23 protein-coding genes are annotated in these 25684 nt (G+C 74.4%); 10 read left to right on the forward strand and 13 right to left on the reverse strand.

Features of this window, described 5'->3' with window-relative positions; all coding sequences use genetic code 11:
- Window positions 1-26: 26 nt before the first annotated feature.
- From LG396_RS25770 to LG396_RS25780, 3 genes are all read right to left on the reverse strand, one after another.
- Entirely contained in the window at window positions 27-860 is an 834-nt protein-coding gene (locus LG396_RS25770) for an NAD(P)H-binding protein (RefSeq protein ID WP_018840250.1), read from the reverse strand.
- 131 nt (window positions 861-991) lie between these two features.
- Window positions 992-2329: an MFS transporter gene (locus LG396_RS25775; protein ID WP_225796582.1), complete on the reverse strand. Its 1338-nt coding sequence runs from the start codon at window positions 2327-2329 to the stop codon at window positions 992-994.
- Window positions 2326-2877 carry a GNAT family N-acetyltransferase gene (locus tag LG396_RS25780; RefSeq protein WP_225796583.1) on the reverse strand — a complete coding sequence of 184 codons (552 nt, stop codon included), beginning with the start codon at window positions 2875-2877 and terminating at the stop codon, window positions 2326-2328. The genes LG396_RS25775 and LG396_RS25780 overlap by 4 nt, the downstream gene beginning before the upstream one ends.
- A gap of 481 nt (window positions 2878-3358) precedes the next feature.
- On the opposite strand from LG396_RS25780, the gene LG396_RS25785 reads away from it, so the two are divergent.
- From LG396_RS25785 to LG396_RS25810, 6 genes are all read left to right on the forward strand, one after another.
- Window positions 3359-4108: an SDR family NAD(P)-dependent oxidoreductase gene (locus LG396_RS25785; RefSeq protein WP_225796584.1), complete on the forward strand. Its 750-nt coding sequence runs from the start codon at window positions 3359-3361 to the stop codon at window positions 4106-4108.
- Window positions 4109-4214: 106 nt separating this feature from the next.
- Window positions 4215-6143 (forward strand): glycoside hydrolase family 15 protein, encoded by a 1929-nt coding sequence (locus LG396_RS25790; RefSeq protein WP_225796585.1) that lies wholly within the window; start codon window positions 4215-4217, stop codon window positions 6141-6143.
- A complete protein-coding gene (locus tag LG396_RS25795) occupies window positions 6136-6747 on the forward strand; it encodes a histidine phosphatase family protein (RefSeq protein ID WP_037748766.1) in 612 nt (203 codons plus the stop codon). The genes LG396_RS25790 and LG396_RS25795 overlap by 8 nt, the downstream gene beginning before the upstream one ends.
- A gap of 279 nt (window positions 6748-7026) precedes the next feature.
- Window positions 7027-8016, forward strand: a complete 990-nt coding sequence (locus LG396_RS25800; protein ID WP_225796586.1) for a hypothetical protein — start codon at window positions 7027-7029, stop codon at window positions 8014-8016.
- 135 nt (window positions 8017-8151) lie between these two features.
- A complete protein-coding gene (locus tag LG396_RS25805) occupies window positions 8152-8835 on the forward strand; it encodes a DUF3558 family protein (protein ID WP_225796587.1) in 684 nt (227 codons plus the stop codon).
- Between the two features lie 124 nt (window positions 8836-8959).
- Complete coding sequence (locus LG396_RS25810; RefSeq protein WP_225796604.1) at window positions 8960-10336, forward strand: DUF2637 domain-containing protein; 1377 nt, start codon at window positions 8960-8962, stop codon at window positions 10334-10336.
- A gap of 28 nt (window positions 10337-10364) precedes the next feature.
- Here the strand turns inward: LG396_RS25810 and lysS are convergent, their stop codons facing one another.
- Entirely contained in the window at window positions 10365-12086 is a 1722-nt protein-coding gene (lysS, locus tag LG396_RS25815; protein WP_145901476.1) for a lysine--tRNA ligase, read from the reverse strand.
- Window positions 12087-12216: 130 nt separating this feature from the next.
- Here lysS and argS point away from each other — a divergent pair, with 130 nt between their 5' ends.
- Together argS and LG396_RS25825 are read left to right on the forward strand one after the other, a co-directional pair.
- Window positions 12217-13998, forward strand: a complete 1782-nt coding sequence (gene argS / locus LG396_RS25820; protein WP_225796588.1) for an arginine--tRNA ligase — start codon at window positions 12217-12219, stop codon at window positions 13996-13998.
- A gap of 37 nt (window positions 13999-14035) precedes the next feature.
- A complete protein-coding gene (locus tag LG396_RS25825) occupies window positions 14036-14869 on the forward strand; it encodes an alpha/beta fold hydrolase (RefSeq protein ID WP_018841932.1) in 834 nt (277 codons plus the stop codon).
- Window positions 14870-14903: 34 nt separating this feature from the next.
- Here the strand turns inward: LG396_RS25825 and LG396_RS25830 are convergent, their stop codons facing one another.
- The 4 genes from LG396_RS25830 to LG396_RS25845 all read right to left on the reverse strand — a co-directional run bounded on the left by LG396_RS25830 (window position 14904) and on the right by LG396_RS25845 (window position 17408).
- Window positions 14904-15833 (reverse strand): DUF6924 domain-containing protein, encoded by a 930-nt coding sequence (locus LG396_RS25830; RefSeq protein WP_225796589.1) that lies wholly within the window; start codon window positions 15831-15833, stop codon window positions 14904-14906.
- A 73-nt stretch (window positions 15834-15906) separates the two neighbouring features.
- Window positions 15907-16230 (reverse strand): winged helix-turn-helix domain-containing protein, encoded by a 324-nt coding sequence (locus LG396_RS25835; protein ID WP_037748748.1) that lies wholly within the window; start codon window positions 16228-16230, stop codon window positions 15907-15909.
- Complete coding sequence (locus tag LG396_RS25840; RefSeq protein ID WP_225796590.1) at window positions 16227-16691, reverse strand: hypothetical protein; 465 nt, start codon at window positions 16689-16691, stop codon at window positions 16227-16229. The genes LG396_RS25835 and LG396_RS25840 overlap by 4 nt, the downstream gene beginning before the upstream one ends.
- A 102-nt stretch (window positions 16692-16793) precedes the next feature.
- The gene (locus LG396_RS25845; RefSeq protein WP_225796591.1) at window positions 16794-17408 is read right to left on the reverse strand and encodes a helix-turn-helix domain-containing protein; all 615 of its coding nucleotides are present in this window, start codon (window positions 17406-17408) and stop codon (window positions 16794-16796) included.
- A gap of 55 nt (window positions 17409-17463) precedes the next feature.
- Here LG396_RS25845 and LG396_RS25850 point away from each other — a divergent pair, with 55 nt between their 5' ends.
- Both LG396_RS25850 and LG396_RS25855 read left to right on the forward strand, forming a co-directional pair.
- Window positions 17464-18555: an NAD(P)/FAD-dependent oxidoreductase gene (locus LG396_RS25850; protein ID WP_225796592.1), complete on the forward strand. Its 1092-nt coding sequence runs from the start codon at window positions 17464-17466 to the stop codon at window positions 18553-18555.
- Window positions 18556-18584: 29 nt separating this feature from the next.
- Window positions 18585-19235 (forward strand): class I SAM-dependent methyltransferase, encoded by a 651-nt coding sequence (locus LG396_RS25855; protein ID WP_225796593.1) that lies wholly within the window; start codon window positions 18585-18587, stop codon window positions 19233-19235.
- Window positions 19236-19355: 120 nt separating this feature from the next.
- Here LG396_RS25855 and hemB read toward each other — a convergent pair whose 3' ends face one another.
- The 5 genes from hemB to LG396_RS25880 all read right to left on the reverse strand — a co-directional run bounded on the left by hemB (window position 19356) and on the right by LG396_RS25880 (window position 25573).
- Window positions 19356-20375, reverse strand: coding sequence for a porphobilinogen synthase (gene hemB, locus LG396_RS25860; RefSeq protein WP_100299430.1), 1020 nt, complete (start codon window positions 20373-20375; stop codon window positions 19356-19358).
- 149 nt (window positions 20376-20524) lie between these two features.
- Complete coding sequence (locus tag LG396_RS25865; RefSeq protein WP_372483562.1) at window positions 20525-22255, reverse strand: bifunctional uroporphyrinogen-III C-methyltransferase/uroporphyrinogen-III synthase; 1731 nt, start codon at window positions 22253-22255, stop codon at window positions 20525-20527.
- Window positions 22252-23298, reverse strand: coding sequence for a hydroxymethylbilane synthase (hemC, locus tag LG396_RS25870; RefSeq protein ID WP_225796594.1), 1047 nt, complete (start codon window positions 23296-23298; stop codon window positions 22252-22254). Before hemC ends, LG396_RS25865 begins: the two co-directional genes overlap by 4 nt.
- Entirely contained in the window at window positions 23295-24770 is a 1476-nt protein-coding gene (hemA, locus tag LG396_RS25875; protein WP_225796595.1) for a glutamyl-tRNA reductase, read from the reverse strand. The genes hemC and hemA overlap by 4 nt, the downstream gene beginning before the upstream one ends.
- Window positions 24767-25573, reverse strand: coding sequence for a redox-sensing transcriptional repressor Rex (locus LG396_RS25880; RefSeq protein WP_145901466.1), 807 nt, complete (start codon window positions 25571-25573; stop codon window positions 24767-24769). Before LG396_RS25880 ends, hemA begins: the two co-directional genes overlap by 4 nt.
- Between the last annotated feature and the right edge of the window lie 111 nt (window positions 25574-25684).

Here is a 25684-nt window from a genome sequence, read left to right on the forward strand (position 1 = left end):
GGCGTTGGGGACCGGGCGGCGCCGGGTCAGGCGGCGAAGGCGTCGGCGTGGGCCTGCGCCCACTGCTCGAACGTACGGGGCTCGCGCCCCGTGATGTCATACACCGCGGGGAGCACCGGCGACTCGTCCAGCGCGCCGCCGCGGTAGAAGTCGAAGAAGGCGTCCACGTACTCCTCGGGCATGGCCGCCGCCATCTCCGCGCGCGCGGCCACGTCGTCCAGCGCCTCGAAGCGCAGCGGCCGGTCCAGCACGTCGCCGAGGACGGCGACCTGCTCGCCGGGCAGCAGCGGCTCGGGCCCTGACAGCTCGTAGACCCTGCCCTCGTGGCCGTCGCCGAGGAGCGTGTCGGCGACGACCTCGCCCACGTCGTACGGGTCGATGCAGGCGACCGGCACGTCGGCGAAGGGGCCGCGCACGAGGTCTCCGGAGCGCAGCTGCGGCAGCCAGCGCAGGGCGTTGGCGGCGAACGCGCTGGGGCGGACGACGGTCCAGGGGATGCCGGCGGCGCGGACGGCCTCCTCGGAGCGGACCATGTACGCGGTGACGGCGTTGCCCATGTCGCCGCTGGCGGCGGAGCGGCCGGAGAGCAGCGCGACGCGGGCCACCCCGGCGCGGACGACCTGGGCGAGGAGGCCGGGCATGTCGCGGTAGCCGGGCAGCAGGAAGACGCCGTCGACGCCGGCGAGGGGCCCGGCGAGCGACTCGGGGTCGTCGAGGTCGCCGGCCACGGCGGTGGCGCGCGGGGGCAGCCCGGGCAACTCGCCGCCGCGGCTGAGCGCGCGGACCTCTGCGCCCTGCTCGGCCAGCGCCCTGACCACCTCGGACCCGACGTTGCCGCCCGCACCCGCCACCAGATACATCCGGCACCCCTTCCGGCCGATGTCCGCAGGCCCACAGCGTTGCACGCCGGTACCCCCGCTGTGCAGCATGTCCTACGCCGTGGACAGGTGCACGGCCGGGCGCGCGGGGGCAGCGTGCGGGCGCACCGGCGTCACTCCGCGGGCACCTTCGCCGGGTTGCCGGCCGGGTTGTCTGCCGGGGTGTCGGCCGGGGTGGCGTCGGGCGGCGGGGCGCCGGACGCCGTCGGCAGGGCCGTGACGTACCGCAGTCCGGACGGCAGGACCCACAGCACGCTCAGCACGGCGCCGACCGTGCCGATCCACATCGTCGGCCGCAGGCCGAGGGCCGCGCCCAGGGTGCCGGCGAGGACGGCGCCCACGGGCCGTACGCCGAAGTTCGACGTCTGGATCACGCCCATCACGCGCGAGCGCAGCGTGGGCGGGATGACGGCGATCAGGTAGCTGTTCGCGGAGATGTCCATCACCGCGACGCCGCAGCCGCACGCGAACTGGGAGGCGGCCAGCACCGCGACCACCAGCGGCGTCGGGCCGTCCGCGAGCGGCACCAGCGGCAGGGGCAGGCTGAACCCGGCGAACCCGGCGATGATCGCCGGGCCGAGCCCGATCCGCCGCACCACGCGCGGCGCGAGGTACGCCCCGGCCAGGCCGCCGAGCCCGACCATGGCGAAGACCAGGCCGAGCAGTCCCGGGGACAGGCCCAGCTCGTCGGTCGCGTAGAGCACGAAGAGCGTCACCAGGAGCGTGTTGAAGAGGCTGAGCATCGCCACGCCGGCGATGAGCAGGCCGGGGTCGCGGTTGGCCGTCACCCAGCGGAGTCCGTCGGTCAGGCCGGTGCCCCGGTGGCGCGCGGGCGGTGCCTCGGCCGCCCGGATGCGTCCCAGGCACAGGGCCGACACCAGATACGTCACCGCGTCGAGCACCAGCGCGAACGGGGCGGTCAGCACCTGGACCAGCCCGCCACCGGCACCGGGGCCGGCGACCGCCGCCGCCGACCTGCTGCCGGAGAGCAGGGAGTTGCCGTCCACGTAGCGGTCAGGGGTGAGCACGGAGGCGTAGACGTGGTGGTTGCAGACGCGGAAGAGCACGGTGAAGGCGCCGACGACGCACTCGGTCACGTACAGGTGCGTCATCGTCAGCGCGTCCATCGCGTACGCGAGGGGGACGGAGGCGACGGCGGCGAACCGGCCGAGGTCGGAGACGATCATCGCCCTGCGCCGGTTCGCCTGCCGGTCCGCCCAGGCCCCGCCGGGGATGGACAGCAGGAGGGACGGCAGCAGGGCGACGGCGGTGAGCCAGCCCATCTCGGCGGGGCCCGCGTCGAGCAGCAGCACGGCGGCCAGGGGGATCGCCAGGATGGTGATCTCGTCGCCGACCAGCGAGATGCTGTGGGCGGACCAGTAGAGGCGGAACCCCCGCTCCCGCAGCAGCCCGGCCGGGGGCGGAGGGTCACGGGGGTCCGCGGCGCTCACAGCGTCAGCAGCATGATGTCGGAGACGGGCTTGTCGTCGGCCGGCCGCCACCGGCCGATCCGGCGGTAGCCCCAGGCGGCGTACGCGGCATGCGCGGGCGCGGCCTCCGCTTCCGTACGGACCGCGAGGGTCACCCGCTCGACGCCGAGGCCGTCGCGGAGCTGCTCGTGCAGCAGGGCGGCGACGCCCTGGCGGCGGCTGTCGGCGCGTACCGCGAGTTCGACGATGCCGAGCGTGCGGCGGCCGTCCTCGGCGGCGAACTCCGGGGTGGTCTCCTCGTCCATGGCCTTCCACCAGCCGGTCTCGGCGGGGAGGGGATAGCCGAAGGCGTAGCCGACGGGGCGGTCGTCGGCGCGGGCGACGACGAGGCGGGCGCGGGGGAGGAAGACCTCCTGCGCGAAGCGGTCGACGAACTCGGCGATCTCCCTGGGGCCTTCGCGGTAGGGCGGTTCGACCCAGATCTCCTTGTACATCGGCAACACGATGTCGAGCTGCGAGGCGCACTCCAGCCCTTCCCACCGCTCCATGGTGACCGCCGGGGGTCCCATGCGTGATCCTCCCGTCCCCCGAGGCGATCGACTAGCGACGGCCGGGACCGACGGGGGCGCAGCGCCGCCGACCACCGATACCGATCCCGCCCTTCGCGGTGGCGGGCACACGCCCGGTCCGGCGGCGCCCGCCGACAGAGGGCCCGCCGCCCCTGCCCGTGGCCGGGGCCCGCTCGGTCCGGCGCGACCCGACGCCGATGCCGCCGCCCTTCGCGGAGGCGGGCACACGCCCGGTCCGGCGGGTGCCGACGCCGGGACCGGTCTTGGCCGTGGCCGGACGGCGGTTGCCGGCACCCGGACCGCCCTTCATCGTCGCGGCAGCAGTGGTCGTCCCGGGCTCCAGGAGCGTGATCATCTGTGCGGTCCTTCCGTCGTCGGACACCGGACGCCACACGCTCCCCCGCCGACCTGGGCGGAACCTTGTACTCACCTGGAATCCCCAGCCCACAGCCCTCACCGGCCACCTGCTTATCCTTGCCGTATGCCTACCGCAGTCGTCACCGGAGCGAGCAGCGGCATCGGCGCGGCCACGGCCCGCCAGCTCGCCGCCGCCGGCCACCATGTCGTCCTGACCGCCCGCCGCAAGGACCGTATAGACGCGCTCGCGGCCGAGCTGACCGCCGCCGGGCACACGGCCACCCCGTACGCCCTGGACGTCACCGACCGCGCCGCCGTGGACGCCTTCGCCGCGACCCTCGACAGCTGCGACGTCCTCGTCAACAACGCCGGCGGCGCGCTCGGCACCGAGCAGGTCGAGTCCGGCGACCCGGCCGACTGGCGGGCGATGTACGAGGTGAACGTCATCGGCACGCTCAACCTCACGCAGGCGCTGCTGCCCGCCCTCGTCGCCTCCGGCGACGGCACGGTCGTGATCGTCACCTCCACCGCGGGGCACGCCGTGTACGAGGGCGGCGGGGGCTACGTCGCCGCCAAGTTCGCCGAGCACAGCATCGCCGCCACGCTGCGGCTGGAGCTGAACGGCCGGCCCGTTCGGGTCATCGAGATCGCCCCCGGGATGACCCGCACCGAGGGCTTCGCGGTGACGCGGATGCGCGGCGACGAGGCGAAGGCCGCCGCCGTGTACGCGGGCGTGAAGGAGCCGCTGACGTCGGAGGACGTGGCGGACACGATCACCTGGGCGGTGACCCGGCCCGCGCACGTCAACGTCGACCTCCTCGTCGTACGGCCACGGGCGCAGGCCGCGAACTACAAGGTGCACCGGGAGTCGTAGAGCCGGCACGGCTGACGGCACCCGAATGGCCGCGCCGCGGCAGCCGCGCCGCCCGCGGGGCGGGAGAGTCGTCGTATCGCCGCCGCCAGGGGAAGGAAGTGCCGTCGTGACCCCGGGCCCGTACCCGCCGATCGCGGACCACGGCATCATCGGAGACCTGCAGACCGTCGCGCTGGTCTCCGCCGAGGGCGTGGTCGACTGGCTGTGCGCGCCGCGCTTCGACTCCCCCAGCGTCTTCGGCGCGCTCCTCGACGACGAGCGCGGCGGGCGCTTCGCGATCACCGCGGACGCCGCCGACGCCGTCCCGCGCCAGATCTACCTGCCGGGCACCGCCGTCCTCGTCACCCGCTTCCTGTCCACCGAGGGCATCGGCGAGGTGCTGGACTTCATGCCGGTGGACCGCCCGGGGGAGCCCACGGACACCCACCGGGTGGTCCGGCTCGTACGGGCCCTGCGCGGCCGGATGCGCTTCACACTCGACTGCGGCCCCCGGTTCGACTACGGCCGCGACCCGCACCGGCTCGAACTCGACGGCGGCACCGCCCGCTTCCGCGCCGCCACCGCCGACGGCCACCTCCAGCTCCTCGGTCCGGCGGGCGCGCTGACCCGCGCGGGCGACGACGTGCGCGCCGTGCTGGACCTGGCGCCGGGCAGCTCCGCCGCGGCGGTGTTCACGGTGTGCGCCCCCGGCGCGGAGCCACCGCCGGCCGCGTACGAGCGGGACGTGCTCCGGGAGCTGAACAAGGTGCGGGCCTACTGGCACCGCTGGACCGCCCGCTGCACCTACCGGGGCCGCTGGCGCGAGGTGGTCACCCGCTCCGCGATCACGCTGAAGCTGCTCACGTACGCCCCGACCGGGGCGCCCGTGGCCGCCGCCACCATGGGGCTGCCCGAGCGGATCGGCGGCGAGCGCAACTGGGACTACCGCTACACCTGGATCCGCGACGCCTCACTGTCCGTACGGGCCCTCCTCGACCTCGGCTACGCCGCCGAGGCGGACGCGTACCGGAGCTGGCTCATCGGCCTGCTCGGCGCCGCGCACACCACGGCGAGCAGCGCGGCGGCCGACCCCGGCGCCGACGCCGCCGACGCCGCAGGCGGCACCCCCCGCGGCACCGTCACCGGCGAGCCGCTCCAGACCCTCTACCGCGTCGACGGCGACCCCCGCCTGCCCGAGGAGGCCCTGCCGCACTGGGAGGGCTACCGCGGCTCCGCCCCCGTCCGCGCCGGCAACGCCGCCGCCGACCAGCTCCAGCTCGACATCTACGGTGAGGCCGTCTACGCCCTCGCCCAGGCCAGCGACACCGCGGGCCACGCCGGCTACGACGCCTGGCGCTGCCTCGCCGGCCTCCTCGACTGGCTCGCCGACCACTGGGACCGGCCCGACGAGGGCATCTGGGAGACCCGCGGCGGGCGCGAGGACTTCACGTACAGCCGGCTGATGTGCTGGGTGGCCTTCGAACGCGGCATCCGCATGGCCGCCGACCTCGCCCGCCCCGGCGACGTCGCCCGCTGGACCGCCGCGCGTGACGCGATCTTCGAGCAGGTGATGGAGCGCGGCTACAGCGCGCGGCGGCAGGCGTTCATCCAGCACTACGGCGGCGAGGTGCTCGACGCCTCGCTGCTGCTGATGCCGCTCGTCGGCTTCGTCGCGCCGCGCGAGCCGCGCTGGCTGTCGACGCTGCGGGCGATGGAGGCGGAGCTGGTCACCGACAGCCTCGTCCACCGCTACGACCCGTCGGCCTCCCCCGACGGACTGCGCGGCAGCGAGGGCACGTTCTCGCTGTGCAGCTTCCTGTACGTGTCCGCCCTCGCGGGCGCCGGGCACGTCGACCGGGCGCGCTACGCGTTCGACAAGATGCTCACGTACGCCAACCACGTGGGCCTGTTCGCCGAGGAGATCGGCCCCACCGGCGAACAACTGGGCAACTTCCCGCAGGCGTTCACACACCTCGCGCTCATCATGGCCGCACTGACCCTGGACGAGGCGCTGGACGCCGCGGAGAAAGAAGGAGGAACAGCAGCCCATGGGTGACCTGCTGCTCGTACGGCACGGCGAGACCGAGTGGAGCCGCGACGGCCGCCACACGGGCCGTACGGACCTGCCCCTGACCGGCGTCGGCGAGGACCAGGCCCGCGCGCTGGCACCGGTGCTCGCCGGGCGCCGCATCGCCACGGTGCTGTGCAGCCCGCTCCAGCGCGCGGTGCGCACGGCGGAACTGGCGCTGCCCGGCCGCCGCGGCACGGTGCTGGAGCCGCGGCTCCAGGAGTGGGACTACGGCGGCTACGAGGGGCTGACGACGCCGGAGATCCGCGCGGACCGCCCCGGCTGGGACCTGTGGCACGACGGCGTACCGGCGGGCGGCCCGGGCCACCCCGGGGAGACGCTGGCGGCGGTGGGGCACCGGTGCGACGAGGTGCTGGCCGTCGCGGACGCGGCGCGGCAGGAGGCGGACGGCGACGTGCTGCTCGTCGCCCACGGGCACGTCCTGCGCGTCCTCACCGCCCGCCGGCTGGGCCAGCACCCGGCCGCGGGCTCGCTGTACCGGCTGGAGACGGCGACGCTGTCGGTCCTCGGCACGGAACACGACCGGCCGGTGCTGCTCGGCTGGAACATCCCGGCGCACGGGACTTCGTAACACGCCCCCTCGCGCAGCGATACGCCCCCGACACACCCGCCCAAGTCCCCGCGAACCACCCCCTCACACCCGCCCAAGGGTAGGCCGCCCCACTGACACTCACAGCGCGCCCCGGGACACGACATGACCGCCTCCGGCGCCCATGCGACAAGATAAGCGGGTCAACCGCCTTACGGCGGACACCCGACCGAACGAAGCGGCCGGACGTGCGATAAACATGGTGGTCGTCCACCACCTTCGGACGGCACCATGTCCTGAAGTCGGAAGGAGCCTTCTCCCGTGCAGCGAAGGGCACTCGCGCAGGCCGCCGCGACGGCCGCCGTGCTCGCGGTCGCGCTGGCCGGCTGCACCGCCTCCGACGGGGGCAGCGGCGCGGTCGACAGCGGGTCCGGCGGGGCCGGAGCCGCGTCCGTACCGGTGCCGTCGGGGAAGTACAGCACGCTGCCGGAGCCGTGCACGGCGCTGAGCACGGGGAAGCTGGACGACCTGCTGCCGGGTGCGGACGAGGAGGCCGACGACGACGCCGAGACGGCCGAGGAGGCCGAGGAGGCCCTCGCCGGCCAGCCGGACCTGACGTACGACGCCGACCGCCAGGTGGGCTGCCGCTGGGAGCGGGAGACCACGGAGGGCGGCCACAAGCTGGAGTTGCAGTTCGAGCGGATCGTGTCGTACGACGACGAGGTCAGCGACGACCAGCAGGCCGCCCAGATCTACGCGGAGCGCGCCGAGGAGCATGACGTCGACGTCAGCAACGGGCGGCCGGATCTGCCCGACAAGGCCGACACCGGCAACACCTCCGGCGGCGTCCCCGCCACGGGCGAGAGCAGCCCGCCGGCCGGCGGCAAGGGCGGGGACGGGGACGGCGGCGACGGTGCGTCGGACGGCCCGGGGCCGGGCGGCAAGGACGACGACGGGGCCGGCAGCACGGACGACGCCGCCGACGCCACCGACGAGGCCACCGACGGCGGCACGGACGGCAGCACCGAGCCGGGCAGCGGCTCCCCCGACGACGACTCCAGCCCTGCTGAGACCATCGCCCCCCGCCTCCTCGACGGCATCGGCGACGAGTCGTTCCTCGACGACAAGGCAACCGGCGCCGGCGCCGGGGTGCAGCGCGAGGTGACAGTGGTGTTCCGCACGTCGAACGTCGTGGTGACCATCACGTACGACCAGTGGCACACCGCGGGCAGCGAGCCGCCGGACAGCGCTGAGCTGCAACAGCGCGTCCAGCAGGTGGCCGACCAGCTCGCCGACCAGTTCGCCGACTGACGCACGGGCCGCCCCGGTCGCCCGTACGCCGTCGGCGGCGGCGGGTACGCTCGCTAGCCGGCGCCCGCAAGGCGCCTGGCCCAGGGCGTCGTGCCCCCACCACGCGCCGCCCGACGACCGAGTGATGAAGGACCCATGCACCGCTCTACGACCCGCATCCCCCGAGCCCTGGCCGCCGCGGCCGTGCCCGTGATACTCGTCACCGCCGGCTGCTCCTCCGGTGACGACGGCGGCGACAGCGGCAAGCCGGGCAGCTCCGCACCGTCCGCCGAGTCCAGCGAGCCGCAGATCGAGCCGGCGAAGTTCGCCAAGCTGCCCGACCCCTGCGACGCCCTCCCGAAGGACAGCATCAAGGACCTGGTGCCGGGCGCGAAGAGCACCGGCGGCACGGCAGGCAAATCCGCCGACACCGCGCAGCGCAGCAGCTGCTCCTGGACCGGCCTCAAGGGCTACCAGTGGCGCTGGCTCGACGTCTCCTACCAGCGCTACGACTCCGACCCGGCCGTCGGCAGCGGCGCCGACCGCGCCGCGGAGTACTACGGCAAGCAGGTCGCCGCCGCCGAGGCCACCGAGGGCGCCAAGGGCATGAAGTCCTCCGCCGCGTCCGGACTGGGCCAGAAGGCCACGGAGTTCACGTACGAGACGACCGAGGACAAGCAGGACTACCGCAAGCAGACGGTGGTCTCCCTGCACGAAAACGTCGTCGTCACCGTCAATTACCACGGTGCGGGCTTCCAGGGCTCGGATCAGCCGAAGGCCGCCGACCTGCTGAAGGACGCGGAGAAGGCGACCAAGGAGGCCCTCGCCGCGGTCAAGTGAGCGAACCTGCATACGCAGCCCCGTACAGCCGTGCGAGGCTAGCGTGGCTCCGGGCCCGGCCCGGGGCGGCCGGTGATCGCCAGCGGAGAGGGAACGGCGCGTGGACAGGGCTCCTGCGATACGCATGAACCGGACGCACCGCATACTCATCACCGTCGTCGTCCTCGGCGCGGTGGTGATCGCGGCGATCGGCTTCGCCGGGTCCTACGCGGCCGTGCGCGACCTCGCCGAGAAGAAGGGCTTCGGCGACTTCGCGGTCTTCTTCCCCATCGGCATCGACGCCGGCATCGTGGTGCTGCTGGCCCTCGACCTGCTGCTGACCTGGATCCGCATCCCGTTCCCGCTGCTGCGGCAGGCGGCCTGGCTGCTGACGGCGGCGACGATCGCGTTCAACGGCGCGGCGGCGTGGCCCGACCCGCTGGGCGTCGGGATGCACGCGATCATCCCGGTGCTGTTCGTGGTGGCGGTGGAGGCCGCGCGGCACGCGATCGGCCGGATCGCGGACATCACGGCCGACAAGTACATGGAGGGCGTCCGCGTCTCGCGCTGGCTGCTGGCCTTCCCCTCCACGTTCCGGCTCTGGCGGCGGATGAAGCTGTGGGAGCTGCGCTCGTACGAGGAGGTCATCCGCCTCGAACAGGACCGCATGGTCTACCGCGCCCGGCTGCGCGCCCGCTACGGCCGCGCGTGGCGCCGCAAGGCGCCGGTGGAGGCGGTGATGCCGCTGAAGCTGGCGAGGTACGGGGTGCCGCTGGCGGAGACGGCGCAGGCGGGCCTCGCGGCGGCGGGCATCGACGCCCCGCTGCGCCCGCAGGCGGCGAAGGCGGAACTGGCACCGGGACCGGCGGCGCCACAGGCCGTGCAGGCAGCGCCCCCGGCACAGCCGGCGCCGGGCATACCGGACACACAGACCGCACAGACCACGCACACCGCGCAAGCCATACAAACCGCGCCGCCCCTCCAGACCGCACCCCAGGCCGCGCCGCCCGCCCAGGTCGCGTACCCGGCCGCGGCAGCAACCGCCCCCCAGCCCGAGCCCGCGCCGCCCGCCGCCGCCGTACCGGAGCCCGAGCCGCTGCCCGTCGCCGAGCCCGTCGCGACCATCCCGGGCCCCGCGCCCCGCCGCGACCTTCGTGCCCCCGTCGCCGTCAACGGCCACCCGCGGTCGGCGCCGCAGGCGCCGTCCTTCGTCGCCCCGCCGCCGCCGGAACCCGAGCCCGAGCCGGAACCCGAGCCCGTACTCCCGCCCGTCACCACCGACGACCTCGCCGAGGTCGTCGGGCTGCCGGACGGCGTGCCGTACGACGACGCGCTCTTCGGCTTCTACCGCCAGTTCGTGCTGGACGAGGGCCGCTTCCCCTCCCCGCGCCCGTTCGGCCGCTACCTGCGCGACGTCCACGGTGTGCAGTACGCCGACGGCAGCGCGCTCAGCGAGCGCTACCTGCGCACTTACCTCCCCGAGCTGCGCGAGCGCTACAACCAGGGCATGGGCACCGCCTGACCGGCAGGCGGCGCCCCGCCCCGCGGCGTCAGCCGCCCAGCAGCTCCCGCACCCGCGCCTGCCCGACGGCCAGCAGCAGCGTCGGCAGCCGGGGACCCGTGTCGCGGCCCACCAGCAGCCGGTACAGCAGCGCGAAGAACGCGCGCTGCTCCGCCTTCAGCTCCGGCGTCGGCTTGGCGTCCGCGGGCAGCCCGGCGCGCAGCTTCGGCACCCCGTACAGCAGCGTCGTCAGCCCGTCCAGCGACCAGTGCTCGTCGAGCCCGGCCAGCAGCAGCCCCAGCAGCTCCCGCTCGTCCGCGCCCAGCGACGCCAGCAGCTCCGCGTCCGCGTCCTTGCGTACCTGGGTGCGCTGGTCGGCCGGGACCTGCGTGGTGATCCAGCGCTCCGCCTTGTCCAGCCGCGGCCGCGCCTCGTCGAGCGACGTCAGCGGGCGCTCCGGGTCGACCTCCGCGAGGATCCGCAGGGTCTGCTCGTCGTCGCCGGCGGTCACGTCGGTCACGGAGGCGAGCATGCGGTACGGCAGGGGGCGCGGCGTCGCCGGCAGCAGACCGGCGGCGGTGCCCGCGGCGCGCTCGTACGCCGCGACGTCCCCCGGCTGCGCCGTGCCCGCGTCGACCTTGCGGACGAGGGCGTCCCACTCGTCGTACGTCCGCTGGATCTCCTGGTCGAAGGCGACCTTGAACGACTGGTTCGGCCGGCGCCGCGCGTACAGCCAGCGCAGCAGCATCGGCTCCATGATCTCCAGCGCCTCGGCCGGCGTCGGCACGCCGCCCTTCGACGACGACATCTTCGCCATGCCGCTGATGCCGACGAACGCGTACATCGGGCCGATGGGCCGCTCCCAGCCGAAGATCCCGACGAGCTTGCCGCCGACGTTCCACGACGAGCCGGGCGAGTGGTGGTCGACGCCGGAGGGCTCGAAGACAACGCCCTCGTACGCCCAGCGCATCGGCCAGTCGACCTTCCACACCAGCTTGCCGCGGTCGAACTCGGAGAGCCGCACCGTCTCGCCGTGCCCGCAGGCGCAGGTGTACGTCAGCTCGGTGGTCTCGTCGTCGTACGCGGTGACCGTCGTCAGGTCGCGTCCGCAGGCCGCGCAGTACGGCTTGTACGGGTAGTACGCGCCGCCCGCCGTCAGGCCGTCGTCCTCGTCGGCGGCGCCGGAGCCCTCGGCCGCGGCCAGCTCCGCCTCGTCCACCGGCTTCTGCTGCTGCTTCTTCTGCTGCTTCGGCTTCGTGCGGAACTCGGCGAGGACCGCGTCGATGTCGGCGCGGTGCCGCATCGCGAAGAGGATCTGCTCGCGGTACGCGCCCGCCGTGTACATCTCCGTCTGGCTGATGCCGCGGTACGTCACGCCCATCTCGGCGAGCGCGCCCTCCATGGCCGCCTTGAAGTGCGCGGCCCAGCTCGCGTGCGGGCTGCCCGCGGGCGCGGGCACGGAGGTCAGCGGCTTGCCGATGTGCTCCGCCCAGGACTCGTCGACGCCCTCGACGCCGGCGGGCACCTTGCGGAAGCGGTCGTAGTCGTCCCAGGAGATCAGGTGCTCGCAGGGGATGCCGCGGCGGCGGATCTCGTCGGCCACCAGGTGCGGCGTCATCACCTCGCGCAGGTTGCCCAGGTGGATCGGTCCCGAGGGGGACAGGCCGGAGGCGCAGACCACCGGTTTGCCGGGGGCGCGACGCTCCGCCTCGGCGATGACCTCGTCGGCGAAACGGGAGACCCAGTCGGCGGCCTCGGCGGTGGCACCCACAGTCCTGACTTCCTCTCTCTGCCCAACTCCGGAGCGCTTGCGGGGCCCATTCTCCCAAACAAAACCGCTTGGCCCTGCATGGGATACTGAGGGCTCATCCCACCTCCAGAAGGAAGCGGCGATCACGAACATGGCCTCAGTCCCGTCCCTCGCCACCCAGGTCCGGCAGCGCGTCGCGGACGCCCTCGCGGCGGCACAGCCGCAGGAGGCGGCCGCGGACCCCCTGCTGCGACGCAGCGACCGGGCGGACTTCCAGGCCAACGGGATGCTGGCGCTGGCGAAGCGGCTGAAGACCAACCCGCGGGAGCTGGCCGGCCAGGTCGCCGGGCAGGTCGACGCGGGCGACATGCTCGCGGAGGTCGAGGTCTCCGGGCCCGGCTTCCTCAACATCACCGTGACGGACGCGGCGATCACGTCGAACCTCGCCGCCCGCGCCGAGGACGACCGCCTCGGCGTCCCGTACGCGGACGCCCCCGGCACCACCGTCATCGACTACGCGCAGCCGAACGTCGCGAAGGAGATGCACGTCGGCCACCTGCGCTCGGCGGTCATCGGCGACTCGCTCGTACGGGTGCTGGAGTTCACCGGCGAGACGGTGGTGCGGCGGCACCACATCGGCGACTGGGGTACGCAGTTCGGCATGCTCATCCAGTACCTGGACGAGCACCCGCACGAGCTGGACCGCGGTGGCGCGGACGGCGCCGCCGTCTCCGGCGAAGAGGCCGCCTCGAACCTCAACAGGCTCTACAAGGCCGCCCGCGCCGTCTTCGACGCCGACGACGCCTTCAAGGAGCGGGCCCGGCGGAGGGTCGTCGCGCTGCAGTCCGGCGACCCGGAGACGCGGGCGCTGTGGCAGCGGTTCGTGGACGAGTCGAAGCTCTACTTCTTCTCGGTCTTCGACAAGCTCGACATGGAGGTCAGGGACGCCGACATCGTCGGCGAGTCCGGCTACAACGACATGCTGGACGAGACGTGCGAGCTGCTCGCGGAGGCGGGCGTCGCGGTCGACTCCGAGGGCGCGCTGTGCGTCTTCTTCGACGACATCAAGGGCCAGGACGGCCAGCCGGTCCCGCTGATCGTGCGCAAGTCCGACGGCGGCTACGGCTACGCGGCCACGGACCTGTCCGCGATCCGCGACCGGGTGTTCAACCTCAAGGCCCAGACCCTGCTCTACGTCGTGGACCACCGGCAGTCCCTGCACTTCCGCATGGTCTTCGAGACGGCCCGCCGGATGGGCTGGCTCGACGGCGACGTGACGGCGACGCAGCTCGCCTTCGGCACGGTCCTGGGCAAGGACGGCAAGCCGTTCAAGACCCGGGCGGGCACGACCGTACGGCTGGAGGACCTGCTCGACGAGGCGATCGACCGGGCGTCGGCGGTCGTCCGGGAGAAGGCCGACAAGGCGGTGCCGCCGCTGACGGAGGAGGAGATCGCCGAGCGCGGCGCGCAGGTGGGCATCGGCGCCGTGAAGTACGCGGACCTGTCCACGTCGGCGGCCCGGGACTACAAGTTCGACCTGGACCAGATGGTGTCCCTGCACGGCGACACCTCGGTCTACCTCCAGTACGCGTACGCCCGCATCCGCTCCATCCTCCGCCGCGCCGGCGGCACCGCCGTCCCCGCACCCCATCCGGCGCTGCCGCTCGAACCGGCGGAGCGGGCGCTCGGCCTGCACGTGGACGGTTTCGCGGCGGTGGTCGCGGAGGCGGCGGAGGAGCACGCGCCGCACAAGATCGCGGCGTACCTCTACCAACTCGCGTCGCTCTTCACGGCCTTCTACGAGCACTGCCCGGTGCTGAAGGCGGACACCCCGGCGCAGGTGGAGAACCGCCTCTTCCTCAGCGGCGTGACGGCCCGGACGCTCCACACGGGCATGGGGCTGCTGGGCATCCGCACCCCGGAACGCCTCTGAGCGACCCGCCGCGGGCGGCTCCCGTAGGGTGACCGCCATGAGCGACTGGCAGTTGACGCGGACCTTCTCCAGCTCCGCGGGCGACGTCCGCTGGGACCGGCTCGGCGGAGCCGGGGGCCGGCCCGTGGTGCTGTTGCACGGGACGCCCTGGTCGTCGTACACGTGGCGGGCCGTCGCGCGGGCGCTGGCTCGCGGGCGCGAGGTGTACGTCTGGGACATGCCCGGGTACGGGCAGTCGGAGAAGCACGCCGGGCAGGACGTCTCCCTCGACGCCCAGGGGCGGATCTTCGTCCAACTGCTTGATCATTGGCGGTTGGACGAGCCGCTGGTCGTCGCGCACGACTTCGGCGGTGCCGTCGCGCTGCGCGCACACCTCCTGCACGGCGCCGCGTACCGCGCGCTGGCCCTCGTCGATCCCGTCGCGCTCGCCCCCTGGGGCTCGCCGTTCTTCCGGCTCGTACGGGACAACGCGCCCGTCTTCGAGCAGCTCCCGGCGGCGCTGCACACCGCGCTGGTCCGCGAGTACATCGGCACCACCGGCGGCCCGGGCCTGCACCCCGCCGTCCTCGACGCCCTCGTCGCCCCCTGGACCGACGACGCCGGCCGCCCGGCGTTCTACCGCCAGATCGCCCAGGCCGACCAGCGCTTCACCGACGAGATCCAGCCCCGCTACGGCGAGGTGGACCTGCCCACGCTCGTCTGCTGGGGCACGGACGACACCTGGATCCCGGTCGCCAAGGCGCACGAGCTGGCGGGCCTGGTCCCGGGCGCGAGGCTGGAGCTGTTCGAGGGCGCGGGCCACCTGGTCCAGGAGGACGCACCGGCCGAACTGACCGCCGTCCTGCAGACGTTCCTCACCGAGCAGTCCTGAAAGGCCGACCCCTCCGGATCCTCGCGGGGCTCGCCTACGGCCCCTCCCACCACGGCCGCACGCCCTCCGCGAGGACGAAGTCGTGGAAGTCCATGTTGGCGATCTCCAGGTTGCAGACCATCGACCCGGCCACGTGCCACGGCAGGACGGCGAGGTTGCCCGGGGTGTCGTGGAGGTCGACGGCGGCCAGCGGCCGGTCCGCCCCGGCGAAGGTCCCGGCGTCGGCGAGCGCGACGAGCACGGTGTGCTCCTCGGACGGGACGAGCGCGGGGACGCCGCCGGGCGGCAGACCCTCGTAGGCGGGGTCGTCCACGACCAGCGCCGTCAGCGGGTAGCGGTCCTCGTCGATGTCGTCCGGGTCGACGTCGGCGCCGACCCAGCCCTCCTCGTCGGTGCCGCCCAGCTCGTCGAGCAGGGCGCGCCAGCCGTCGTCGTCCTCGAACCAGGTGCGGACCAGCAGGGCGCCCTCGGTGGCGGGCAGCGCGGGGAAGTCCCGTTGCGGCTGCGTCGTCGGCACGGGGAAGGCCCGCCGGCCGGCGCTCCCCCGGTAGGTGCCGCGCAGGTCCGTGTCCCGGATCAGGTCGTCGAAGACGAGCGCCCCGTCGAACAGGGCGGCCAGGATCTCGCCGAGGCGTTCCTTCGCGACGCGGACCCCGCGCCCGGGTATCGCGGCCAGGTCGACCAGCAGCGGCTCGCCGCCGTAGACGGCGGCGATGTCCACGAGGACGGCGACGGGCGCGGCCGGTCCGCCGCCGGGGATGAGCGCGGGTACGTTCCCGCCGCGCAGGTGGTCCCACCCGGGGTCGGCGACGGGGCACAGCCGCACGGGGCTGTCGTCGGGCACGAGCGCGGTGCCGCCGCCGGGGGTGAGCAGCCCGCCCCAACTGGGCTCCCCGTGCTCGTAGTACGCGCAGACCATCAGCACCTCGCCGGACGTGGTCCGGGGTAGCTCCGGGCAGGGCATGGCTCCTGAATCCCCTTTCGCTCGGTTGCCGCGGGATGCCCCGGAAACTATCGCGCCGGACTGACAGCCGGGGTCAGGAGCGGGGCGCCGGCCCGGAGAGCGGGCGTGCGGCGTCGCCGACGATGGCCTGCAGCGCCGCGATGTGGCCGTCGAAGGCGTCCCGCCCGGCGGGGGTGAGGCGGGCCCGCACCTTCCGGCGGCTGCCGCTGACGCGGCGTTCGGTGGTGATGTACCCGGCGTCCTCGAGCGTCGTGAGCTGCTTGGACAGCGCCGAGTCGGACAGCTCCAGCCGGTCCTTGAGGAAGGCGAACTCGGCCCAGTCGACGGCGGCGAGCGTCGCCACGAGCGACAGGCGGGTGCTGGGGTGGATCAGCTCGTCGAACTTCGGCTGCGTCATGCGCGCACCCAACGGCGCACCACGCGCAGGATCTCCGGCCCGCCGAACCCGACGACGGCCGCCACCATCCCCGCCGCCCAGATGCTCGCGTGATCGGTGCCCTCGGCGTCCAGGGCGAGCGCCACCAGGATGGTGACGGCGACGAACACGAACAGCATGCCGACCACGACCGTGGGGATGCGGCGGCCGGCGACCGCGGCGCTCACCTGGATCTGCTGCGTACGGCGCCGCCCGCTGAGCAGGCGCGAGGCGAATATCACGTGTCCGGCGCCGAAGGCCACCGTGGCGATCGTGGTCAGCCACCACGGCAGCACCGCGCCGCCCGCGCCCAGCACCAGCCAGCCGGCGGCCATGACCCACCAGTACGCGCGCGGCAGGCCGACCTCCTCGGCCACCTGGCGGCGGGCGTGTTCCGCGGTGGCGAGCGCATCGCGGGCCTGCTCTGCGGCGACGTTGTCCATGACGAGACCTCTCACTTTCCCGGTGGGAAAGTGAGCATCACACTTTCCCACCGGGAAAGTCAAGCGCCGGGCTCGCGGCCCCGCGCCCGCGCCGGCCGGCGCCTACGCCCCCGCCTTCGGGCGGGCGCGCAGATGCGCCCGTTCGCCCTGCCCGCCGAAGAGGCTCAGGAACTCCACCGGCTCGTCGTCGGCCGCACCGAACCAGTGCGGCACGCGGGTGTCGAACTCGGCCGCCTCGCCCGGTTCGAGGATCAGGTCGTGCTCGCCGAGCACGACGCGCAGCCGGCCGCTCATCACGTACATCCACTCGTAGCCCTCGTGGGTGCGCAGGTCCGGCTCCCGGCGTCCGCTGCGCGCGGGCAGGATCAGCTTGAACGCCTGGATGCCGCCGGCCCTGCGGGACAGCGGCAGCATCGTCATGCCGTTGCGGGTGACCGGCCGCAGGTGGATGCGGGGGTCGCCGGTGGGCGGGGCGCCGACGAGTTCGTCGAGCGTGACGCCGTGGGCGCGGGCCAGCGGCAGCAGCAGCTCCAGGGTGGGGCGGCGGCTGCCGGACTCCAGCCGGGACAGCGTGCTCACCGAGATGCCGGTGGCCGCGGACAGGTCGGCGAGCGTCGACTCGCGCCGGCGGCGCAGCTCGCGCAGGCGGGGGCCGACGGCGTTGAGGGCGGTGTCGAGTTCTGCGTCCTGATCGGGGGCGCCGTCGGTGTCAGCCATGCGAACAGCTTGCCATAACAGCAACAAGGTTTGCGCATTCGGCGGAGCCGGCCGCATGGTCGTCGGCATGGAGGTGGTCGACATGACCGAGAGGGCCGAGACCGGGTGGACCGGGACGGGCGCCGAGCCCGCGGAGAGCCACGAGCCGGCGGAGAGCTACGAGGTGGCGGTGGTCGGCGGCGGCGCCGCGGGGCTGAGCGGGGCGCTGATGCTGGCCCGCTCCCGCCGCTCCGTGGTCGTGATCGACGCGGGTGCCCCGCGCAACGCCCCGGCGGACGGCGTGCACGGGCTGCTGGGCCGCGAGGGCATGCCTCCGGGCGAGCTGCTGGCACGCGGGCGGGCGGAGGTCCGCGGGTACGGGGGCCACGTGGTGGCCGGCGAGGTCACCGGCGTCTCCCGGGAGCCGGCGGACGGCCACCGGGACACCGGGGACAGGGACGGGGCGGGGGACAGGGACGGGACCGGGTTCGTCCTCACCCTCGCCGGCGGCCGTTCCGTACGGGCCCGGCGGCTGCTCGTCACCACCGGCCTCGTCGACGAGCTGCCCGACGTCGCCGGCCTGCGCGAGCGCTGGGGCCGCGACGTACTGCACTGCCCCTACTGCCACGGCTGGGAGGTCCGCGACCAGGCCATCGGCGTGCTGGCCACCGGGCCCATGGCCCTGCACCAGGCGCTGCTGTTCCGGCAGTTGAGCGCCGACGTCACGTACTTCGCGCACACCGCGGAGCCGCCGGCCGGCGACGCCGCCGAGCAGTTGGACGCCCTCGGCGTGCGCGTCGTCACCGGCGAGGTCGCCGGCCTGGAGGTCGCCGGCGACCGGCTCGCGGGCGTACGCCTCGCGGACGGCACCGTCGTGCCCCGCCAGGCGCTCGCGGTCGCCACGCGCATGGTCGCCCGCGCCGGGCTCCTCGCCGACCTGGGGCTGCGCGCAGTGGAGCACCCCTCCGGCATGGGCGAGCACATCCCCGCCGACGCCACGGGCCGCACCGACGTACCCGGCGTGTGGGTCGCGGGCAACGTCACCGACATGACCGCGCAGGTCCACGCCGCCTCGTCGGCAGGCGCCATGGCCGGCGCGCAGATCAACGCAGACCTCGCCGCCGAGGACGCCCGCCGGGCGGTCGCCGCCCGCCGGGTCGGCGTGTGACGGGCGACTCCGGAGAGAGGAACACCAGGATGACGAACGCGACCGAAGAGTTCGGCGAGGCGTACTGGGAAGAGAAGTACCGCGCCCGCGACGCGATCTGGAGCGGCAACCCCAACCCGCAGCTCGTCGCCGAGCTGGCGGATCTGCCGCCCGGCACCGCCCTGGAGGCCGGCTGCGGCGAGGGCGCCGACGCCATCTGGCTCGCCGAGCGCGGCTGGCGGGTGACGGCGGTGGACATCTCCGCCACCGCGCTGGACCGGGCACGCGCGCACGCCGAGGCCCGCGGCGCGGAGGTCGCGGGCCGCATCACGTGGGTACGGGCCGACCTGACCGACACCGTGCCGGACGGCGCCCCCTTCGACCTCGTCACCACGCACTACGTGCACACGACGGCCTCCCGCGAGGCGCTCTTCGGCCGCCTCGCGGCGGCGGTGGCGCCGGGCGGCACGCTGCTCGTCGTCGGCCACCACGAGACGGACCCCCGCTCCGCGGACATCGCCGAAGCGCACCCGGGAGTGCACTTCACCGCGCAGGACGTGGCGGCGGACCTGGTACCGGAGGACTGGGAGATCGCGGTGGCGGAGGTCCGGACCCGCCGGGCGCCGGTGGGCCACGAACCGCACGGCGGCGACGAGCCGCAGGAGCACCACGACGCGGTGCTGCGCGCACGCAGGCGCTGACACGGTCCCGTACGGCCGAGGCGGGCCCGCAAGGCGCCCGCCCGGCCCGCGGCCGCGTACCCCGCAGCCGCCCCGCCCGGGTGCCGTGGCCCGTGCCCCGAAGCCCGAAGCCCAGGCAGGCTAGCCGCGCGCCAGCCGCCCGGCCGCCTCCGTCGCCCAGTACGTGAGGATCATCTGCGCCCCGGCCCGCCTGATCCCCGTCAGCGTCTCCATCATCGCCGCCTCCCGGTCGACCCAGCCGCGCTCCGCCGCCAGCTCGACCATCGCGTACTCCCCCGAGATCTGGTACGCCGCCACCGGCACGTCCGACTCGTCGGCGACCCGCCGCAGCACGTCCAGATACGGCCCCGCCGGCTTGACCATCACCATGTCGGCGCCCTCGGCGAGGTCGAGGGCCAGCTCGCGCAGCGCCTCGCGGCCGTTCGGCGGGTCCTGCTGGTACGTCTTCCGGTCGCCCTTCAGCGACGAGTTGATCGCCTCGCGGAACGGCCCGAAGAAGGCGGAGGAGTACTTCACGGTGTACGCGAGGATCCCCGTGTCCTGGTGGCCCGCCCGGTCCAGGGCCTCGCGGATCACCGCGATCTGGCCGTCCATCATGCCGCTCGGCCCCAGCACGTGCGCCCCGGCGTCCGCCTGCACCACGGCCATCTCCGCGTACCGCGCGAGCGTCGCGTCGTTGTCGACCCGGCCGGCGGCGTCCAGCACCCCGCAGTGTCCGTGGTCGGTGGTCTCGTCCAGGCACACGTCGGACATGACCACCAGGTCGTCCCCGACCTCGGCCCGCACGTCGCGCAGCGCGACCTGGAGGATGCCGTCCGGGTCCGTGCCGGCCGAGCCGACCGCGTCCTTCTTGTGCTCCTCCGGCACGCCGAAGAGCATGATCCCGCCGACGCCCGCGGCGACGGCCTCGGCCGCGGCCTTCTTCAGGGAGTCGCGGGTGTGCTGCACGACGCCCGGCATGGCCGAGATCGGCGCCGGCTCGTCGATGCCTTCGCGGACGAAGGCGGGCAGGATCAGCTCCGCCGGGTGCAGCCGGGTCTCGGCGACCATGCGCCGCATCGCGGGCGTGGTGCGCAGCCGCCGCGGGCGGACGACGGGAACGGTGACAGGGCCGGGGTGCGGGGCTTCGGTGCCGGACACGTGTGCTTACCTCCGTGGTGCTCCGGGACGGCCGCCTGCCCGCCCGGCAGGGGTGGGCACGCACGGACGCGCCCCCTCCGGACGGCGGGCGGCCGGGTGGATTCCACCGTACGCCCCCGCCGTGACACGCCCCGCCGGCCCCCGTCGGCTCACGTGGTCGTCGTACGCGCCCGCCGCCGCGGCCTGCGCTCGCTGGGCCGCGTGACGTGCTCCCCGGCCTCGACCGCCGCCGCCCGGCGCCGCGCGCCGAACTCCGCCAGCGCCTCGGCCAGCTTGTGCACGGACGGCTCCGGCGCCATGACGTCGACGCGCAGCCCGTGCTCCTCCGCGGTCTTCGCCGTCGCCGGCCCGATACACGCGATGACCGTGACGTTGTGCGGCTTGCCGGCGATGCCGACGAGGTTCCGCACCGTCGAGGACGACGTGAACAGCACGGCGTCGAACCCGCCGCCCTTGATCGCCTCACGGGTCTCGGCCGGCGGCGGCGACGCGCGCACCGTCCGGTACGCGGTGATGTCGTCGACCTCCCAGCCCAGGTCCTTGAGGCCGGCCACCAGCGTCTCGGTGGCGATGTCCGCGCGCGGCAGGAACACCCGGTCGATCGGGTCGAAGACCGGGTCGTACGGCGGCCAGTCCTCCAGCAGCCCGTGCGAGGACTGCTCGCCGCTGGGCTGCAGATCGGGGCGCACGCCGAACTCCACCAGCGCCGCCGCCGTCTGCTCGCCGACCGCGGCGACCTTGATCCCGGCGAACGCGCGGGCGTCGAGCCCGTACTCCTCGAACTTCTCCCGCACCGCCTTGACGGCGTTGACGGAGGTGAAGGCGATCCACTCGTACCGCCCGGTGACCAGGCCCTTGACCGCCCGCTCCATCTGCTGCGGGGTGCGCGGCGGCTCGACGGCGATGGTCGGCACCTCGTGCGGCACGGCACCGTACGAGCGCAGTTGCTCGGACAGCGACGCCGCCTGCTCCTTCGTCCGCGGCACGAGCACGTGCCAGCCGAAGAGCGGCTTGGACTCGAACCAGGCAAGGTGCTCGCGGCGGGCCGGCGCGCTCTGCTCGCCGACGACCGCTATGACCGCCTGCCCGGCGTCCGGCGACGGCAGCACCTTCGCCGACTTCAGCACCTGCGCGACGCTGCCGAGCGTGGCGCTGAACGTCCGCTGCCGCGTCGTCGTGCCCGCGAGCGTGACCGTCATCGGGGTGTCCGGCTTGCGGCCCGCGGCGACCAGTTCGCGCGCCGTCGCCGCGGTGGCCTCCAGGGACGTCTGCACCACGAGCGTGCAGTCGCTGGCGCCCGCCTCGCCCCAGATCTGCTCCGAGGCGGTCGCGGCGTCCACGACGCGCACGTCCGTTCCCTGCGGGTCGTGCAGCGGCACACCGGCGTACGCGGGCACGCCCACGGCGGTCGCGACACCGGGCACCACCTCGAAGGCGATGCCCTCGGCGGCGCAGGCGCGCATCGCGTGCGCGGCACCGCCGTCGAGGCCCGGATCACCCGCCACGGCATGCACGACCCGCCTGCCGGCGCGGGCGGCCTCCATGACAAGATGGCCTGCGTCAGCGGCCGTTGGCGGTTCGTCGTCCCCCGCGGCCGCCGACGTATGCGCCACGGGCGCAGGCGTCGACGACGTGTGCGGCATGACCGCGCCGACGCGCGCGTGGGCGCGTACGACGGCGAGGACCTTCGGATCGGCGATCAGGACGTCCGCGGCAGACAGCGCTTCCACGGCGCGCAGCGTCAGCAGTCCGGGATCCCCGGGTCCTGCGCCCAGGAACGTGACGTGGCCGCGGCCGGCGGGACCGGGCGGGCGGGCCGCGCCGGTCGCTGCGGTACGCGCCGACGCGCTGGCCTTACGGGTCGAAGGCGTGGGGCTCAAAGTCGCTCCCCCATCAGACCGGCCGCGCCCTTGGCGAGCATCTCTTCTGCGAGCTCGCTTCCGAGCGCCACGGCGTCGTCGTGCGACGCCGGCACGGGGCCGGTGGCGGACATCTGCACCAGAGCGGAGCCGTCGGGTGTGCCGACGACGCCGCGCAGGCGCATCTCGGTGACAGTGGACGCTGTGCCCAAGTCGGCCCCGGAGGGACCCTCCGCGTGCAGGTCGGCGAGCGCGCCCACGGGCGCGCTGCAGCCGGCCTCCAGGGCGGCGAGCAGCGTCCGCTCGGCGGTGACGGCGACCCGCGTGTGCGGGTCGTCCAGCTCCGCGAGCTGGGCGGTCAGGTGCGCGCTCGACGAGGCGCACTCGACCGCCAGGGCCCCCTGGCCGGGGGCGGGCAAGACTGCGTCGAGGGGAATCAGCTCGGTGGCCTCGGCCAGCCGGCCGAGGCGGCTGAGCCCCGCGGCGGCGAGCGCGACGGCGTCGAGCTCGCCCTTGTGTACGTACCCGATGCGGGTGTCGACGTTCCCGCGGACCGGGACGGTCTCGATCGACCCGCCGAGTGAGCGGGCCCAGGCGTGCAGCTGGCAGGCGCGGCGCGCCGAGCCGGTGCCGATCCGGGGCCGGCCGCCGGCGGCGAGCAGCTGCTCGAAGCCGAGGCCGTCGCGGGCGACGAGCACGTCGCGCGGGTCCTCGCGGGGCGGCACGGCGGCGATGACCAGTTCCGCGGGCTGCGCGGTCGGCAGGTCCTTCAGCGAGTGCACCGCGAGGTCCACGTCGCCGTGCACCACGGCCTCGCGCAGGACGGCGACGAAGACGCCCTGGCCGCCGATCTCCGACAGGTGCTGCCGGGACACGTCCCCGTACGTGGTGATCTCGACCAGCTCGACGGTGCGCCCGGTGAGGCGGCGTACCGATTCGGCAACCTGCTCGGACTGCGCGAGCGCGAGCTTGCTGCGCCGCGTGCCCAGGCGCAACGGGCGCTGGAAGCGCGGGGCTTCCTGCGCCTCGGCCCCCTTCGCCGGCGTCGGCTTGGCTGCGGTCATGACGGCTCCCGTTCACTGCGTGCGCTGGCCGCCGCGCGGCCGGAGTCCGCGCGGCTGACTGCGTCGACGGTGGCCGGGTCGAGGTCGAAGAGCTCCCGCAGGGCGTCCGCGTACCCCGCTCCACCGGGGGTGGCGGCCAGCTCCTTGACCCGTACGGTCGGCGCGTGCAGCAGCTTGTCCACGACGCGGCGCACGGTCTGCGCCACCTCGGCCCGCTGACGTTCGTCGAGCCCGGGCAGCCTACCCTCCAAACGGGCGATCTCGCCCGCGACGACGTCCTGGGCCATGGTCCGCAGGGCGACCACGGTGGGCGTGATGCTGGCGGCCCGCTGAGCGGCGCCGAAGACATCGACCTCCTCGGCCACGATGGCCCGTACCTGGTCCACGTCGGCGGCCATGGGGGCATCGGCGGAGGCCCCGGCGAGGGCCTCGATGTCGACGAACCGCACGCCGGCCGCTCCGTGCAGCGCGTGATCGATATCACGCGGCATGGCCAGGTCAAGCAGAGCGAGAGGAGTGTCCCCGGTGCGGCGGCCCAGTGCGTTCCGTACGTCGTCCGCGGTCAGCACCAGGCCCGTCGCGCCGGTGCAGGAGACGACCACGTCCGCCGTCACCAGCTCGTCCGCGATCTCCTCGACCCGCACCGCGCGGGCCGCCGGCCCGCCGGCGCCCTCCCCCGGCCCGGCCTGCGACGGGATCGGACCCGCCGGGCCCGCAGAGGGCGATCCGGCGCCGGCCGCGGGCGGCCCCGCACCCCAGCCGCCCGCGACCGCCGATCCCGCGTTCAGGCTCGCCGCCAGGCGCTCCGCGCGCTCGTACGTGCGGTTGGCGATCACCAGCTCCGCCGCCCCGGCGCGCGCCAGCGTCGTCGCCGCCAGCGACGACATCGACCCCGCGCCGATCACCAGCGCGCGGCGTCCCGCCACCCACCCGGCCACCGGCGCCCCGGCCGCGAGCTGCGCCAGCCCGAACGACACCAGCGACTGCCCCGCCTTGTCGATCCCCGTCTCGCTGTGCGCCCGCTTGCCGACCCGCAGCGCCTGCTGGAACAGGTCGTTCAGCGTCCGGCCCGCGGTGTGCTGCTGCTGCCCGAGCGCCAGCGACTCCTTGATCTGGCCGAGGATCTGCCCCTCGCCGACGACCATGGAGTCCAGTCCGCAGCCCACCGTGAACAGGTGGTGCACGGCGCGGTCCTCGTAGTGCACGTACAGGTGCGGCGTCAGCTCCTCCAGGCTCGCGCCCGCGTGCTGCGCCAGCAGCGTCGACAGCTCGGCGACGCCCGCGTGGAACTTGTCCACCGCGGCGTACAGCTCGATCCGGTTGCACGTGGCCAGCACCGCCGCCTCCGTGACCGGAGCCGCCGCCACCGCGTCCGCGAGCAGCTTCGCGCGCGCGTCCGGCGCGAGCGAGGCCCGCTCCAGCACGCTCACGGGCGCGCTGCGGTGGCTGAGGCCGACGACGAGGACACTCATGCGGGCATCACGGCGGGTACGTCCCCGTCGGGCCCCTGGCCGGTGCGCTTCTTCCGGGCGGCGGGCCGCGCCACCGCGTCCGCCGCGGGCTTGCCGCCCTGCCCCGCGGCCGCCGCCTCGGCCTCGCGCAGCTCGGCCTCCTCGCCGGCCTTGCGCTGCTCGTGGAAGGCGAGGATCTGCAGCTCTATCGACAGGTCCACCTTGCGGACGTCGACGCCCTCGGGGACGTTCAGCACGGTCGGGGCGAAGTTGAGGATCGAGGTGACGCCCGCCTCCACCAGCCGGTTGCAGACCGCCTGCGCGGCGCCCGCGGGGGTGGCGATGACGCCGATGGAGACGCCGCTCTCCTTGATCAGCGGCTCCAGCTCGTCGGTGTGCCGGACGGTCAGGCCCGCGACCTGCTTGCCGGTCATGGCCCGGTCCGCGTCGATGAGCCCGGCGACGCGGAAGCCGCGGGAGGCGAAGCCGCCGTAGCCGGCGAGGGCGGCGCCGAGGTTGCCGATACCGACGATGACCACGGGCCAGTCCTGGGTCAGACCCAGCTCGCGTGAAATCTGGTAGACGAGGTACTCGACGTCGTAGCCGACGCCGCGGGTGCCGTAGGAGCCGAGGTACGAGAAGTCCTTGCGCAGCTTCGCCGAGTTGACGCCGGCGGCGGCGGCCAGTTCCTCGGAGGAGACCGTGGGCACGGAGCGCTCCGAAAGCGCCGTGAGGGCCCGCAGATACAGCGGGAGCCGGGCGACGGTGGCCTCGGGGATCCCTCGGCTTCGGGTCGCCGTTCGGTGAGTTCGGCCAGTTGCCACAGTGCTCCTGACGCTAGCGCGGTGCCGCGTACGGCCCGCCGGGGCGAAACCGCACTGATGAGAGAAGGCTATGCCTTTGTGAACGCGTGCACAAAGATGGTGTCCGCTTTG

The organism is Streptomyces aculeolatus (genome assembly GCF_020400605.1).
In the GTDB taxonomy this organism is placed as follows: domain Bacteria; phylum Actinomycetota; class Actinomycetes; order Streptomycetales; family Streptomycetaceae; genus Streptomyces; species Streptomyces aculeolatus.

What these genes read in the sequence shown, in the direction of transcription:
- LG396_RS25770 (WP_018840250.1), bottom strand. Translation starts at nt 860, where the DNA reads ATGTATCTGGTGGCGGGTGCGGGCGGCAACGTCGGGTCCGAGGTGGTC.
- LG396_RS25780 (WP_225796583.1), bottom strand. Translation starts at nt 2,877, where the DNA reads ATGGGACCCCCGGCGGTCACCATGGAGCGGTGGGAAGGGCTGGAGTGC.
- LG396_RS25785 (WP_225796584.1), top strand. Translation starts at nt 3,359, where the DNA reads ATGCCTACCGCAGTCGTCACCGGAGCGAGCAGCGGCATCGGCGCGGCC.
- LG396_RS25795 (WP_037748766.1), top strand. Translation starts at nt 6,136, where the DNA reads ATGGGTGACCTGCTGCTCGTACGGCACGGCGAGACCGAGTGGAGCCGC.
- LG396_RS25805 (WP_225796587.1), top strand. Translation starts at nt 8,152, where the DNA reads ATGCACCGCTCTACGACCCGCATCCCCCGAGCCCTGGCCGCCGCGGCC.
- LG396_RS25810 (WP_225796604.1), top strand. Translation starts at nt 8,960, where the DNA reads ATGAACCGGACGCACCGCATACTCATCACCGTCGTCGTCCTCGGCGCG.
- argS (WP_225796588.1), top strand. Translation starts at nt 12,217, where the DNA reads ATGGCCTCAGTCCCGTCCCTCGCCACCCAGGTCCGGCAGCGCGTCGCG.
- LG396_RS25825 (WP_018841932.1), top strand. Translation starts at nt 14,036, where the DNA reads ATGAGCGACTGGCAGTTGACGCGGACCTTCTCCAGCTCCGCGGGCGAC.
- LG396_RS25830 (WP_225796589.1), bottom strand. Translation starts at nt 15,833, where the DNA reads ATGCCCTGCCCGGAGCTACCCCGGACCACGTCCGGCGAGGTGCTGATG.
- LG396_RS25835 (WP_037748748.1), bottom strand. Translation starts at nt 16,230, where the DNA reads ATGACGCAGCCGAAGTTCGACGAGCTGATCCACCCCAGCACCCGCCTG.
- LG396_RS25840 (WP_225796590.1), bottom strand. Translation starts at nt 16,691, where the DNA reads ATGGACAACGTCGCCGCAGAGCAGGCCCGCGATGCGCTCGCCACCGCG.
- LG396_RS25845 (WP_225796591.1), bottom strand. Translation starts at nt 17,408, where the DNA reads ATGGCTGACACCGACGGCGCCCCCGATCAGGACGCAGAACTCGACACC.
- LG396_RS25850 (WP_225796592.1), top strand. Translation starts at nt 17,464, where the DNA reads ATGGTCGTCGGCATGGAGGTGGTCGACATGACCGAGAGGGCCGAGACC.
- LG396_RS25855 (WP_225796593.1), top strand. Translation starts at nt 18,585, where the DNA reads ATGACGAACGCGACCGAAGAGTTCGGCGAGGCGTACTGGGAAGAGAAG.
- hemC (WP_225796594.1), bottom strand. Translation starts at nt 23,298, where the DNA reads ATGACCGCAGCCAAGCCGACGCCGGCGAAGGGGGCCGAGGCGCAGGAA.
- hemA (WP_225796595.1), bottom strand. Translation starts at nt 24,770, where the DNA reads ATGAGTGTCCTCGTCGTCGGCCTCAGCCACCGCAGCGCGCCCGTGAGC.